Source organism: Gemella haemolysans (genome assembly GCF_012273215.1).
GTDB classification, from domain to species: Bacteria; Bacillota; Bacilli; order Staphylococcales; family Gemellaceae; genus Gemella; species Gemella haemolysans_A.
Map to the genome: position 1 here is coordinate 493,592 of NZ_CP050965.1, position 15,243 is coordinate 508,834.

Consider the following 15,243-nt stretch of genomic DNA (forward strand, 5'->3'; position numbering starts at 1 on the left):
AAAATTTTATTAAATAGTAGGGGTTAAGTTAAGTACATAGTATATTAATAATTTTGAAATATTATAATTTATGGAATTTCGGATTTCATTATAATAAGGTGATATTAGAAGTAAAAGTTACTAATTAAATAAATAGTGTAATAAATAAATTAGATACGTAAGAAATATCTTTCATTATCGAAACCGATAAATATAAAAATAAATAAATATTTAAGTTTGCTATATTTGATGTTTTCGTGTATACTTAAACAATGTAGGATATATAGTTAACTAAAAATAATGTTAATTAAATTCTAAATACATATATTTAAGATGGTATCTTGGAGGGAATATGTTTAAAAATAATATTGATAAAAAAATAGTAAAATATGGAATAAAGAAACTTAGTTTTGGTATAGCATCAGTAGCTATTGGTACATTAGTATTTTTAGGTGGAACAGCAAGTGCACATGAGGAAAGTAGTGTAAATAATAATAATAATAATAATTCAATAGTGCAGGAAACTCCTAAAAATGTAGAGTCAACTTCTACAGCTGATAATATTGAAAATAAAAGTGCTAAAGAGATTAAAAATATTTCTAATGATAGTACGACAACTTTAGTAAGTGAAAAAAATACAGAAGATAAAAATATAGCTACGGATTCAACTTTAACTACTGAATTTATAGGGAAAACAGATAAAAAAAAGGTTGAAATAAGCTCAGATTCTCAAAATAGTAATTTAAATGTTATTGACAAACGAGTAGATGATAGTAGTAATATTGCTGACTTATTAACTAAGATAATTAATAAAAATGTAGAAGAAAATAAAGTTACAACTGAAGAAGTAGAAAATACTGTAGAACCTGTAGAAAAAGGAACAAAAATAATTTCTAGACTGACTAGCAAATATGCTGAAGACATAGCAAAAGGTTATATTGGGTTAGAAGGTGGTAAATATGATAGTTTGATCTATAAAAAGGCAATACTAGATCCAGATGGTGATGATGATGGGGATGGTATAGCAAATAAGGATGAATTATATATTTATAAAAAAGATGGTCGTACATATCTTGGATATGATATTCATCCAAGACTTGCTGATACTGATGGAGATGGATTAAACGATAAAGTAGATAAAGATAAACTAGTATGGAATGTATCTGCTAGGGATATGGCTATGTTTATCAATTTAGTTTACGAAAATGATAAAAAAATAGACGATATACTTAATAAACAAGCTCCAATAGAAAAACTTTCAAATAATATCCAAAAGATGACTTTTAATGAACTTGGACCATATTGGAAAGTAAAAGAGACATATCATCAAGATAATGGTCTTGACGCAGTACTTTTCGAAACAACTAATAACTTTCCATTTTTAAAAGGAGATAAGATCCAAGTTCTTGCTTTTGCAGGGACAAACGTTAAACAAGCAGGGGATTTGAAAGCAGATTTAGCATTATTCTTTGGAAATGAGTCAAACCAAAGTGAAGCTGCTATTCAATTAATGAAAAAAATAAAAAATGATAGTACAATTACTAATTTATATATCACTGGACATTCACTAGGTGGATATTTATCATTAAGAGCTACAGCAACGGCTGAAAAGGAAAAATTTGGTAAGTATAAACAAACTTATACGTTTAACGCTCCAAAAGTTAAGAGTGGTTGGTTATGGGGAGTTTCTAAGGATGATGTAAAGATTACTGAGTCACTTGCAAAGAGTGGGAAGATAAAAAATTATTATACTGATAATGATAATATAATCCCTGGGAATCTTCAGCCTGATAGTAAAATTAGTATAGGTAAAAGTGCAGGAGCTCATTCATCAACATCATATTTTGAAAACAGAGTTAATACAAATCCTGATTTTAATTTTGGAAAACGTCAAGGAATGGATGGTGTAGGGTATAGAGATGAAAATATTAACAAGCTAAGCGTAATTGATCCAGAAAAGGGAACATTGAGTAAGACATTTTTACCAACTTTAGTTGATGATAGACCTGTATCTATTATGATAGGAGATAGACTTAAAGATAAGGACATAATTAATAAAGTTAATAGAAATTTATTACCAGTTAATACTAAGTTATCATTAGTCTATAAAGATGAATTGACATCTTTGGGTATGAAGCGTGCTACAGTAAGAATTGAGTATTTAGACGATAATAGTAGTAATGATATTAATGTTCCTATATCAGTAAACGAGGCGGATAAGAAAGAATTGATATCTGTAGTTAATGCTGCTCAAAAATTAGTTGAAACAGTTGTAGATTTATCTGATAAGACTAAAATAACAGCTGAAAAGTATAATTTAGCAAAATTAAGTTTAACAGAAAAATTAAAAGAAGCGGAAGCTACTATTTCGAATGTACTTTCCCCACAGCTAACTATTAATAATATTACTAAAGAACTAGCAGGACTGGGAATGAGTGTTATAAATTCACGTACTGCCTTAGAATTAACAGAAGCAGGAAAATATGAACCTAAGCTTTTAAATGATGAAAAATTATTATTACATCAAGGAAGTAGTTTGAATACAAATGATGTATTTAATAAAATTGTTAAAGAAAATCTTCCACAAAATATAAATTATGAAATACTAAATTCTACAGATTTTGGAGAATTGGGAGATGTCAATGCAAGGGTAAGAGTAACATATTCTGATGGTTCAAATGATATAGTTAATGTACCTATTAGAGTTTATACAGATTCTAAAGGCGAGCCACTAGTACAAGAAGAGAGTCCAGAGCTAGTAATAAGCGAAAAAGGCGAGCCACTAGTACAAGAGGAGAATCCAGAGCTAGTAATAAGCGAGAAGGGCGAACCATTAGTACAAGAGGAGAACCCAGAGCTAGTAATAAGTGAAAAAGGTGAATCGTTAGTTCAACCTGAGTTACCTGAATTTCATGCAGAAAAAGGCGAACCACTAGTGCAAGAAGAGAATCCAGAGCTAGTAATAAGTGAAAAAGGTGAACCACTGGTACAAGAAGAGAATCCAGAATTAGTGATAAGTGAGAAAGGTGAGCCATTAGTGCAAGAGGAGAACCCAGAACTAGTGATAAGTGAAAAAGGTGAATCGTTAGTTCAACCTGAGTTACCTGAATATCATGAAGAAAAAGGCGAGCCTCTAGTACGAGAGGAGAATCCTAAAGCCACTCTTGAATTACTAAAAAGTTCAAAACTTGGTGTGGAAGTCGAGTTGTTATCTAATATCAATAATATTTCATTGAATGTTAAAAAAATTGAAAATAGCAGTCAAATAGAAAGGATTAGTAAAGAATTATCTGTAGAAAAAGATAAAATTAGGGTATTAGACTTAAAATTATCTAAAGATAATAACGAAGTCAAACTTAAGAATGATAGAATAGTTCGCATAGCTTTATTAGAAAATGAAAGTAGTGAGATAAAGATTTATCATGTTGAAAAAAATGGAAGTTTAACATTAATTCCATCAGAAGTTAAAAATGGAATAGTCCAGTTTAATATAAACCATTTTAGTTTATTCGCAATTGTTGATTTTAGTAAAACTGCACCAAGTGATGAAAAGGATAAATCAAAAGAAATTTCATTAGATGTTAAGAAAGAGACAAGCGCTACGAATAAAATAAATAAGCAAGAAAATACAACTATAAATAGTAAAGACTTAAATTCCAAACCAAAAGAAATTTCATTAGATGCTAAGAAAGAGATGAGCACTACAAATAAAATAAATGAACAAGAAAATATAACTACATTTAGTAAATACTTAAATTCTAAACCAAAAGAAGTAACACAGGTTGTTGAGGAAAAATATATTGTAAGAAATAACCGAGAAAACTCTAGAAGTAATTTTAAAGTTTATAAACTTGAATCTTCGAATAATAATTTCAAACAAAGTTCTATACTTCCAAAAACTGGTGAAAATTCTTCAAACACAATTCCTATTGCAACTGGGTTAGGTTTAATTATAGGAGTTCTAGGTATTAGAAAATACAACAGATAAAAAATAAAAATCAAACTGGTAAAAAATATCAGTTTGATTTTTTATTTTAAATTATTTACTAAAAACGTTTTTCCATTCTGAACGTTTTTCTAAGAATTTTTTAGCTTCCATTTGAGCACCTTCTAAAGAGTGAGATGTAGCCCAACCACATTGTACTTCATTACATGCTGGTACTTCAGTAGCAACAAGAACATCTTCTAGTGTTTTTGCTAGAGCTTCTTCAACTTCTTCATAGCTATCATTGTTAATTACTGATAAGTAGAATCCTGTTTGGCATCCCATAGGTCCGAAATCTAATACATTATCAAGGTGATTTCTGATTAATTCAGCGATTAAATGTTCTAAAGAGTGAAGGTTTGGCATTTCTAGATGTTCCTTGTTTGGTTGACAGAATCTAATGTCATATTTATAAATTTTGTCTCCATTATCTCCAGAATAAACCCCAACTAACCTAATATAAGGTGCAACAACTTTAGTGTGATCTAGGTTGAAACTTTCAACATTCATTATCTTCTCAGTCATCTATGCTTCTCCATTTCTTTAATTTTATTAGCAGTTATAATTATACTATATTTTTGATGAATATAAAATTAATAAGAAATGGAGAGACTCAAAAATAGTGATTTTAAGTCCCTCCATTTAAGAATTATTTTTCTAAAGGAATAAGTTTATTCATAATAATCGCTACAATTGCACCAACAGCAATAGGAGAACCTATTAGATATTGTAATAATTGTGGAGCGCTAGCTTTTAATTCTGCTGGAATGAATAATAATCCAATTGTAAACATTAATGGTACTCCGATAATGTATAATTCTCTTTCAGAGAAGTCTAAATTTTTAACCACTCTGAATCCGTTTAGTAAGATGATGATACAAACTACAGAGAATACACCACCGATAACTGCAGAAGGGATTGAATTAATAATTGCAGAAAGTTTACCTAAGAATGATAGTCCGATAAACCAGAAAGAAGCCATAACGAATACTTTTCTACTAGCAACCCCAGTAATAGAAATAATACCAGCATTAGTTGAGTATCCAGTAACAGGAGTTGCACCAACTAAAGCAGCTGCTAAACATCCGATTCCTTCTCCGATTACACCTTTGTTAACTTGAGTATCGCTTAAAGGTTCGTTAATAACTGAACTTACCGCATACCAGGTTCCTGTTGTTTCAGCTAAGAGTACCATGTAGATAATAATCATTGTTATAATAGCAGAGATTTCAAAATGTATATTGTAATCTAAGAATAATAGTTTCGGCATTGAGAAGAAGCTAGCATCCTTAATTCCTTGAGTATTAAAACCACCCATTAAATATGCAGAAAATGTACCGATAGCTAAGGCGATAATTACTGAAGAAATTTGGAAAATTCTTTTGAATTTATCGACATAATTTCCAAATGTAGAAAATAGTATTAATGAAGCTGCTGTTATAAATGCTAATAATACATTTTGTTTCATAGTAAGACCGTTACCTTCAATGTAGATATTACTTACAAATGCTGAAGGAAGTAAAGTTAATCCTACGATCATAATTATTGTTCCACTAACGATAGAAGGTATGTAATTTTTTACTATATATTTATAAATACCAGAATATCCAAGTAAGATAACTAAAATCGCACCAACAATACTAGCTCCTAAAACAGTACCAAGGTTTTTAGTCCCCATATAGATACCAATAATAGCACCTAGGGGAATAAATGATGGACCTTGACATACAGGTAGTTTTAAATAGAATAAAACTTGAATTAATGAGGCAATCCCAGCTCCTAAGAAAGTAGACTGAATTAAACCAGTAGCATCACCAGGTGATAATGCAATAGCTGTTGCTAATATAAAAGGCGGTACATAAACGTCCATAGCTAAGACGTGTTGTAAACCTAAAATTAGGGATTGTGAAAATGGAATATTTTCTTCAACTCCTATTGTTAAATGATTTTTATTTTTTGACATAAAAACTTTTTTTTCTCCTTATGTTAAATTTAATTTTACTATTTTTTAAGAATTTGTTTACCTTGAACCCAAACTTCACGGATATTTTCTGAAGTAGAAAGATATAATATCTTTTGAAGAAGATGTTTATCTTCTTCATTATCTAAATAATTAGGAAGTTTATTGTTAGGTGTATTGATATCAATTACTTGGAAATCACAAATGTAACCTTCTTTAAAAAGACCAAGTGGTAATTTCAATGCTTCTCCTCCACCTGTAGTAGCAAGATAGAATGCTTCAAATACACTAACTTTCGAATCATGAGTACCGCGATTATTAGCATCTAGTTTATTATCGACTCCGTCATTTAGCATTCTACTAACCATGACTGTATGCTTTATATTGTCATAAAGACTAGGGGAGAATCCACCAGAAATATCAGTACCTAAGCAGATATTTAAGCCTTCTTTTTTTAGTTTATTAACAGGTAACACTGCATTGGCGAAATAAGAATTTGAGATAGGACAATGGCAAACTGATGATTTTCTATGATTAAAGATCTTTACGTCATCAGAATTAACAAAGTTGCCGTGAGCCATTATTGATTTGTCAGTTAATAGACCAAAATGATCTAAAACTTCGGTATCTCTTTTTCCAAAACGTTCGAAAACAAAATTGTGTTCCCAATCACTTTCACTACAATGACTTTGAATATAGCAATCATATTTTTTTGCTAATTTTCCTAACTCTAAAAGAGCATCGTCTGTGCAACTTGGAACAAAACGAGGAGTAATTACTGGATATACACCTTGAGGAACATCTTTTGAAAGATTATACACATCATTAATAATCTTCTCAGTATTTTCAATAGCTTCTTTTGTACTATTATCACGGTAAAAGTCAGGATTCATATTTTTATCATCCATAACGACTTTTCCTACAAAGCCTCTTTGACCTAAATTAGCACAAATTTTCGCTAATTCCAAAGTAGCTTCATTATGAATAGTTCCAAAATACATTGCTGAAGTAGTGCCATTTGCTAATAATGTTTTAACTAAATCGGTATACACTTCTCTAGCATAATTGATATCTTTATATTTAGATTCTAAAGGAAACGTGAAATTATGTAACCAATAACTTAATTCATCATCTAATGCGAGACCAGCTTGTGGCCATTGAGGTGCATGGATGTGCAAATCGATAAAACCAGGTAAAAGAACTTTATCTTTAAAATCAAAAAAGTTACTTTCATGTGAGTATTGATTTAATATTTGTTGATAGTTTTCATCTTCTTGTTTAACAATTTTAGAAATGATTCCATTATCTGTAATAAATATTATCGCCTGTTTTAAAAACTCGATTTCTCCGTATTTAGGACTATGGAAAAGAGAGGCTTTGATTATTTTTTTGTTATTCATAATATTAATTTCTCCTAAAGAATTTTTATAAATATAACACAGAAAACGAACGTTGTCAATAAAAAAATATAATATACTAAAATTAATTTAAAATAAACGAACTATTAATTGCTGGATTAAAGTATAAAGTTCGTAAAAAAACGACGAAGAGCGTTTTCTTCGTCGTTTTAAAAATTATTATATCATATTGTTATCTAAATTCTTTTCTTTCTTTAGAAACTAATGCAGTTACTCTTTCTTGAGCTTTTTCCAAATAGCTTTCTCCATTTTTTAGTAAATCACAAATGATATTTGTAATTTCAACAAAATCTTCTTCTACGTATCCTTTAGTAGTCATTGCTGCAGCACCTAGACGTAAACCACTAGTTTTCATCGGAGGTAATGTATCAAATGGAATACCATTTTTATTACATGTAATGTGTGCTTTACTTAATAAATCACTTGCATCATGACCAGTTACATTATAAGTAGAATATGTATCAACTAGACACAGGTGGTTATCACTACCATTTGAAACTACCGGAATATTGTTAGCTTTAAATGCTTCAACCATAGCCTTCATATTTTTAACTACTTGTTGTTGATATACTTTGAATTCAGGTTTAAGAGCTTCTCCAAAACAAATTGCTTTTGCAGCAACAACGTGTTCTAATGGGCCACCTTGAGCTCCTGGGAAAATCATTTTATTTATTTTTACTGCGATTTCCTCGTTATTAGTAAGGATGATTCCTCCACGTGGACCTCTTAGTGTTTTGTGTGTAGTAGATGTAACTACATCAGCATAAGGCACTGGATTAGGATGTAATCCAGCAGCAACAAGACCGGCGATGTGAGCCATATCAACTAATAAATAAGCACCAACCTCATCAGCGATTTCTCTAAATTTTGCAAAGTTAATAATACGAGAGTATGCACTTGAACCAGCAATAATCATTTTAGGCTTATGTTCTTTTGCGATACGTAGTACTTCATCATAATCTATTAAGTGAGTGTCTTTAGTTACACCATATGAAACAGCGTTGAATAATTTTCCAGAGAAGTTTACTTTACTACCATGAGTCAAGTGTCCACCAGCATCCATACTCATTCCTAAAACAGTATCTCCTGGTGTCAGTAGAGATAGATATACAGCAATATTTGCACTTGATCCTGAGTGTGCTTGAACATTCACGAATTTAGCATCGTAAAGTTCTTTAAGTCTCTCAATTGCAAGTGTTTCGATTTCATCAACAATCTCACAACCATCGTAATATCTTTTTCCAGGATATCCTTCAGCATATTTGTTTGTTAAAATACTCCCAGTAGCTTTTAGTATATCTTTAGAAACAAAGTTTTCACTAGCAATAAGCTCAATATTAGTATCTTGTCTATGTTGTTCTTTTTCAATTAATTCAAAAATTTTATCCATAATGATTCTCCTTGTTTTATATTTTTTTAGAATAACTGAGATTTATAATTTTATAAATATAAACTTATAAATAAATGTATGTTTATTAGAAACTATGTTAACTAAAAAATAGTTCTAGTTTTTAAAAATAAATATTTATAAATTAGTTGTTATTCTTTGTCTTATAATAATAGCATAGTATCAAAAATAAATAAACTAGAAAATGGAAAAAATAGTCAAAATTATTAAAAAATTTAATTGATGATGTAAAAATGCGAACATTATATGTAAAATAAGTAAAAAAATTAAAATCACTAGTACAGATTGTGAATTATTTGAAAGATTGAAAGGGGATATGAATAAAATATATAATAGTATAGTTCTATAGAAAGAGGAACATATGTAAATAGTAAAAAATTTAGTGAATTTTAATTGGTCTATACTTGATAACAGTAGAAATTATCAAATATTTATGCTATAATAATTAACGGAATACATCTGTATTACTATCGAACCAAATTTTAAGGAGAAAAGTTTAATATGCTTGTAGATAAACCATTAAAGCTGTTTTCATTAAATGCTAACATTCCATTAGCAAAACAAGTAGCGAAGTCACTAGGAGTAGAATTAAGTAAATGTAGTGTAAAAAAATTCAGTGACGGAGAGGTTTCAATTAATATAGAGGAAAGTGTACGTGGTAGTGAAGTTTTTGTACTACAATCAACTAGTGGTCCTGTAAATGACAATTTAATGACTTTATTAATTATGATAGATGCACTTAAACGTGCGTCAGTGGACACTATTAACGTTGTAATCCCTTATTATGGATATGCACGTCAAGACAGAAAAGCAAGAAGTCGTGAACCAATCACAGCAAAATTAGTAGCTAACTTATTAGAAGTAGCTGGGGCAGATCGTGTAATTGCATTAGATCTTCACGCACTTCAAATTCAAGGATTCTTTGATATTCCAGTTGATCACCTTATGTGTGTACCAATTATTGCGAAATATTTCAAAGAAAAACTTCCAGATATGGAAGAGGTTGTTGTCGTATCACCAGACCACGGTGGTGTAACTCGTGCTAGAAAATTAGCAGATGCATTAAATACGCCAATTGCAATTATCGATAAGAGAAGACCAAAACCAAATGTTGCTGAAGTTATGAATATCGTAGGTAACATTGAAGGGAAAACTTGTATCCTAATAGATGATATTATTGATACAGCAGGAACAATTACTTTAGGTGCTCAAGCACTTAAAGATAGAGGAGCAAAAGAAGTTTATGCAAGTTGCTCACATGCTGTACTTAGTGGACAAGCATTAGATAGAATTGAAAATTCTCCAATTAAAGAACTAGTATATGCTAACACAATTGATATACCAGAAGAGAAAAAATTAGATAAAATGGTACCGTTATGTGTAGGTGATTTAATTGCTAAAGCAATTTACAAAATCCACAATAACGAACCTGTAAGTGTTCTTTTTGAATAATAATTAATTAAATTAATCTTTAAAGAAGGCAGCGGTGTCCGTTGCCTTCTTTAAGTCGTATATTCGATAGTAAAAAAAGTAAAGTGAGGATAATTTATGAAATTAATAGTTGGATTAGGAAATCCAGGTAAACAATATGAAAATACAAGACATAATATCGGATTTATGGTACTTGATGAACTAGCTAAATCTTGGAATGTAAGTTTTGATAAAACAAAATTTAACGCTGAATATGCTATAGCATATCACAATGGAATTAAATATTTATTAGTAAAGCCAACAACTTATATGAATCTTTCAGGAGAAGCGGTAGGTAAGTTTTACGATTATTTTGAAATCGATATTGAAGATATATTAATAATTTATGACGATTTAGATACAAAAACTGCAAACTTTAAATTAAAAGCTAAGGGAAGTAGTGGAGGCCATAATGGTATTAAGAGTATTATAAGCCACTTAGGAACAGAGAAATTCAATAGATTGAAAATTGGAATAGATAGACCAACACCGCCGATGAAGGTAGTTGATTATGTCTTAGGAAGATTCTCAAAAGACGAAATGAGTGAAATTGAAAAAATTTATTCTAAGAGTGTAAACTGTATTGAAGATTTCTCAAAAATGAGTTTCGTAGATTTAATGAATAAATATAATTAAAAATAATCGCAGCAAAAGGTACCGTCCCAGAAGCACTATGTTTCAAAAAGTTTATATGTGAATTTATAGACGAAGTGGACTATAGATATCTAAATATTCTTCAAAAAAGTATGTTGGATAACTAATAACCTAAGTGGAGTCTCAATAAAATCGATTTTTCTGAAATCGTGATTTTTGAATCACTCCCATTTTGCTGCTATTTGTTGTAGAAAGGAGCGTATATGATAAAAGATAGTCTTTTGGAAATTGTTAATTTGCAATTTGATAAAAAGAATAAAAATATAGGTGTATATGGACAAAATTTAACAACACGTGCTTTAGAAATATATAACGAATATAAAAATAGTGGTAAGACAATTGTAGTGTTATCACAAAGCAAAGCAGAAGCTGAAGAATTGTTCGCTATTTTAAATGATTTTGAAGGTGAAACATATATTTATCCAGAAATTGATATATTAAAACGTCACACTTCTAAAAGTAATGATTTAGTGCAGAACTCTATTAAAGTTCTTGAAAATCTTGTACATAATATTCAAAGTATTGTAATTGTACCGATTGAAGCTATCTATAGAACTGTAAAAAATCCTAGTGATTTTAAAAATAATAGCTTTGAGATTAATGAAGAAACTGTTATTAGTTTTGATGAATTACAGAAAAAACTAGTTAATATGGGGTATCGTCGTGTTGAAACTGTCGATGTAGTGGGAGAGTTTTCAAAAAGGGGGAGTATAGTTGATATTTTTAGCCCTCTAAGTGAGAAGCCTATTAGGTTAGATTTTTTTGATGATGAACTTGATAGTATGAGAACTTTTGATGAACTTACACAAAGGTCATTAGAAAAAATAGATAGTGGTGTTATTTATCCTACAAGTGATTTTTTCCTTACATCTGAAGAAAAAGATGTAGTTGTTGAGAGAATACTTACTAAGTTAAACGATACAAAATTAAGAGAAGAAGAAAATTACCAAGAGATTAGTACCTATCTTCAAGAAAAAATTGAAATTTATAAAGCAACTGGTGATTTTAGCGATTTAGAAAGTTTTTCGAATTTAGTTTATGAAAATACATATAGTATTGCCGACTATTTAACAGATGATACTATAATTTTCTATGACAATTATCATAAAATCTTAGAAAAAATAGAAGGACTACGAGAATACTTTTTAACAAGTCTTCAAGAGATGAATAGAAATTATATATATCAAGATGTAATAGATAATGTAGCTTTTGAAAAAATTCAAAACTTAGATGTAAGAAAATTCTATTTATCTACCTTAAAGCTTAATGATAAAATTATAGAAAAAAACTATAATTTAGATATAATTGATTTGGCTTATTACTCAAGTGAAGAATATTTAGCTAAGGAAATACGTGAAAAATTAATGGATAATTATAAGGTAATTATTTCGTTAAATACACAAAAACAAAAGGATTATGTTGAAAAAGTTTTATTCGACAATTACTTCTATGATGATATTTATTATGGTGTTAAAGAAGGGAAAATCTTCATTGATGTGAACAAGTATCATCTAAAAGGATTAGAGGATAGGAAGAATAAAATATTTTTACTTACCCCACGTGAACTTTTTACTGAAGAAGAAAGAAAAAAACGTCGCGTAAAATTTAAATACACAAACTCAGAAAAAATTAGAAATTACCAAGAACTAAATGTTGGTGATTATATCGTTCATGTTAGTCACGGGATAGGACTATACGAAGGTATAGAGAATGTTGAAGTTGGTGGAGTATATAAAGACTTCTTGAAGATTGTCTATGATGGTGGTGATATAATATATGTAGATATAAATAATATGAACTACATCCAAAAATATACCGCTTCTACCGATAATAGAAAACCAGCATTAAATAAACTTGGTACAAAAAACTGGCAGAAGACTAAAAGTAGAGTCCGTAAAGAAATCGAGGATATATCGGAAGATCTTATTAAGTTATATATTAAACGAGAATTAAGTTCAGGTTATGCGTATAGCTTAGATGGAAGTATGCAGTCTGAATTTGAAGCTGATTTTGCATATACACCAACGGATGATCAGGTTAAAGCTACTGAAGAAATTAAAAGGGATATGGAAAAACAACGTCCGATGGATAGACTCCTATGTGGTGATGTTGGTTTCGGTAAAACAGAGGTAGCGATGAGGGTTGCGTTTAAAGCAGTTACTGATAATAAGCAAGTTGCAGTATTAGTTCCGACAACGCTACTTGCTGAACAACACTATGATAACTTTGTAAGTAGATTTGCGAATTTCCCAGTAAATATAGAAGTAGTAAGTAGATTTAAATCTGCAAAAGATATTACTGAAATTTGTAAAAAACTTGAAGAAGGTAAAATTGATATAATTGTTGGAACTCATAAACTATTAAATGACAAATTTAAATACAAAGATTTAGGTTTATTAATTATAGATGAAGAGCAACGTTTTGGAGTTAAACATAAAGAAAAAATTAAACACCTTAAAAATACAGTAGATGTTCTTACCCTTAGTGCAACGCCAATTCCTAGAACATTACATATGAGTTTAATTGGTATTAGAGATTTATCGGTGATTGAGACACCTCCAAGAGAACGTCAACCAATTCAAACTTTTGTAACAGCCCAAAATAAAATGGTTATAAAAGAAGCGGTTATGAATGAGATTAATCGTGGAGGGCAGGTGTTTTATGTTTATAATAGAGTAGAAACTATTGATGAAAAATATCTAGAGCTAAAACGATTATTGCCTGATATAAACATAGCATATGCACATGGTAGAATGAGTCAAAGAGAACTTGAAAATATTATGTCTGACGTTATAGATAGAAAATATGATATGTTAATATCGACGACAATTATTGAAACAGGTATTGATATTTCAAACGTAAATACTTTAATAGTTGAAGATGCAGATCGTTTTGGATTAAGTCAATTGTATCAACTTCGTGGTCGTGTTGGACGTAGTAGTAGAGAAGCTTATGCATACTTGATGTATGAACCGTTTAAGTCGTTAACTGAGAACTCAGAGAAGAGATTATCTGCAATTAAAAACTTTACATCTTTAGGTAGTGGTTTTAAAATTGCTATGCAAGATTTATCTATTAGAGGTGCAGGTGATGTACTTGGGGGAAGACAGCATGGTTTCATTGATTCAGTAGGTTATACATTGTATTCTCAAATGTTAGAACAAGAAATTCAAGAGAAAAAAGGAATTTTAGAACCATTATTAGAACAAGATCGAACACAAGATGTTAGTTACTATGAGAATATAATTAAAGAAGCTGCTCCGAAAATTAAGAAAGATATTTTTGAAGTCAAGACAGATGATCTAGAAATTAAACTTAATGTTGATGCCTTTATTCCAAAAGAGTATATTACTAGTGATGCAGATAAAATAGATTTCTATAAGAGATTAAATAATGTAGTTAGTGATGAGGAGATAGATAGCATTGTTGAAGATTTAATTGATAGATTCTCTGATTTTGGAGAAGAAGTTAATAACTTAATAGATATATGTTATTTGAAAGTTATGGCGAAAAATACTATGGTGACTAGCATTAAAGAGTTAGCCAATAAAGTAGTTGTAACTTTTGATAAAGACATTATGAACAGTCTTAAAGGAAAAGAACTATTTACAGCTTTAACGCCGCATAAGGATACACGTATAGTTGCAAAAGATGGATTCTTTCTTGAAATAGATAAAAAAGAAAGATATAGTATTAGACGCATAAGAGAAATGCTGGCTTTAGTAAACAATAATCTGGAGGGGGAACATGAATAAAAATAGATGCCCTTGGGCGAAAGATCCATTAGATATTGAATATCATGACAATGAATGGGGAAGAGAAACTCATAACGATCAAATGTTATTTGAATATCTAATACTAGAAGGAATGCAAGCTGGATTAAGTTGGTCATTAATACTTAAGAAACGAGAAAATTTCAAACGTGCTTTTGATAATTTTGATTATAGTATTTGTGCTAATTATACTGATGAATACCTAGAATCGTTAAGACAAGATGCTAGTATAATTAGAAATAAATTGAAAATATATTCTGTTAGAAAAAATGCTGTAGCATTTCTTAAGGTTCAAAAAGAATTTGGAAGTTTTGACAAATATATCTGGAGTTTTACAGATTATAAAAAAATCAATAACAAATTAGAAAGCTACAAAGATGCACCGAGCGAAACAGAACTATCTATAAAAATAAGTAAAGATATGAAAAAAAGAGGGTTTAGTTTTGTAGGAAGTACGATAATTTATAGTTACATGCAGGCTATTGGAATGATAAACGATCATGAAAAAGGATGTTTTTGCTATAGAGAATGTTGTTAATAAATTTGATTAAATAGGTATTTTGAATATTGTAATTGATAAGTTAACTTGTCTAATT

Annotated in this window: 9 protein-coding genes; 5 read left to right on the forward strand and 4 right to left on the reverse strand. The window is 29.7% G+C overall.

The annotated features are described in order from the left end of the window. The first annotated feature begins 331 nt into the window (after positions 1-331). The gene (locus FOC48_RS02425; protein ID WP_172497831.1) at positions 332-3,967 is read left to right on the forward strand and encodes a Rib/alpha-like domain-containing protein; all 3,636 of its coding nucleotides are present in this window, start codon (positions 332-334) and stop codon (positions 3,965-3,967) included. 51 nt (positions 3,968-4,018) lie between these two features. Here FOC48_RS02425 and FOC48_RS02430 read toward each other — a convergent pair whose 3' ends face one another. From FOC48_RS02430 to glyA, 4 genes are all read right to left on the reverse strand, one after another. Then, positions 4,019-4,489: an S-ribosylhomocysteine lyase gene (locus FOC48_RS02430; protein ID WP_003146424.1), complete on the reverse strand. Its 471-nt coding sequence runs from the start codon at positions 4,487-4,489 to the stop codon at positions 4,019-4,021. A 124-nt stretch (positions 4,490-4,613) separates the two neighbouring features. Then, on the reverse strand, positions 4,614-5,927 hold the full coding sequence (locus FOC48_RS02435) for a uracil-xanthine permease family protein (RefSeq protein WP_003146422.1): 1,314 nt from the start codon (positions 5,925-5,927) through the stop codon (positions 4,614-4,616). A 38-nt stretch (positions 5,928-5,965) separates the two neighbouring features. Continuing rightward, positions 5,966-7,324, reverse strand: a complete 1,359-nt coding sequence (gene guaD, locus FOC48_RS02440) for a guanine deaminase (RefSeq protein ID WP_003146420.1) — start codon at positions 7,322-7,324, stop codon at positions 5,966-5,968. 190 nt (positions 7,325-7,514) lie between these two features. Then, positions 7,515-8,732, reverse strand: coding sequence for a serine hydroxymethyltransferase (gene glyA, locus FOC48_RS02445; protein ID WP_003146419.1), 1,218 nt, complete (start codon positions 8,730-8,732; stop codon positions 7,515-7,517). A 519-nt stretch (positions 8,733-9,251) separates the two neighbouring features. Here glyA and FOC48_RS02450 point away from each other — a divergent pair. The 4 genes from FOC48_RS02450 (at position 9,252) to FOC48_RS02465 (ending at position 15,185) form a co-directional block, all read left to right on the forward strand. Beyond that, positions 9,252-10,202, forward strand: coding sequence for a ribose-phosphate diphosphokinase (locus FOC48_RS02450; RefSeq protein ID WP_003146418.1), 951 nt, complete (start codon positions 9,252-9,254; stop codon positions 10,200-10,202). A gap of 96 nt (positions 10,203-10,298) precedes the next feature. Continuing rightward, on the forward strand, positions 10,299-10,856 hold the full coding sequence (pth, locus tag FOC48_RS02455) for an aminoacyl-tRNA hydrolase (RefSeq protein WP_003146417.1): 558 nt from the start codon (positions 10,299-10,301) through the stop codon (positions 10,854-10,856). A gap of 221 nt (positions 10,857-11,077) precedes the next feature. Then, complete coding sequence (mfd, locus tag FOC48_RS02460; RefSeq protein WP_003146416.1) at positions 11,078-14,629, forward strand: transcription-repair coupling factor; 3,552 nt, start codon at positions 11,078-11,080, stop codon at positions 14,627-14,629. Further along, positions 14,622-15,185 (forward strand): DNA-3-methyladenine glycosylase I, encoded by a 564-nt coding sequence (locus tag FOC48_RS02465; RefSeq protein ID WP_003146414.1) that lies wholly within the window; start codon positions 14,622-14,624, stop codon positions 15,183-15,185. The genes mfd and FOC48_RS02465 overlap by 8 nt, the downstream gene beginning before the upstream one ends. Positions 15,186-15,243 lie beyond the last annotated feature (58 nt).

Coding starts and splice junctions, on each gene's coding strand:
- FOC48_RS02425 (WP_172497831.1), top strand. CDS start 332: ATGTTTAAAAATAATATTGATAAAAAAATAGTAAAATATGGAATAAAG.
- FOC48_RS02430 (WP_003146424.1), bottom strand. CDS start 4,489: ATGACTGAGAAGATAATGAATGTTGAAAGTTTCAACCTAGATCACACT.
- FOC48_RS02435 (WP_003146422.1), bottom strand. CDS start 5,927: ATGTCAAAAAATAAAAATCATTTAACAATAGGAGTTGAAGAAAATATT.
- guaD (WP_003146420.1), bottom strand. CDS start 7,324: ATGAATAACAAAAAAATAATCAAAGCCTCTCTTTTCCATAGTCCTAAA.
- glyA (WP_003146419.1), bottom strand. CDS start 8,732: ATGGATAAAATTTTTGAATTAATTGAAAAAGAACAACATAGACAAGAT.
- FOC48_RS02450 (WP_003146418.1), top strand. CDS start 9,252: ATGCTTGTAGATAAACCATTAAAGCTGTTTTCATTAAATGCTAACATT.
- pth (WP_003146417.1), top strand. CDS start 10,299: ATGAAATTAATAGTTGGATTAGGAAATCCAGGTAAACAATATGAAAAT.
- mfd (WP_003146416.1), top strand. CDS start 11,078: ATGATAAAAGATAGTCTTTTGGAAATTGTTAATTTGCAATTTGATAAA.
- FOC48_RS02465 (WP_003146414.1), top strand. CDS start 14,622: ATGAATAAAAATAGATGCCCTTGGGCGAAAGATCCATTAGATATTGAA.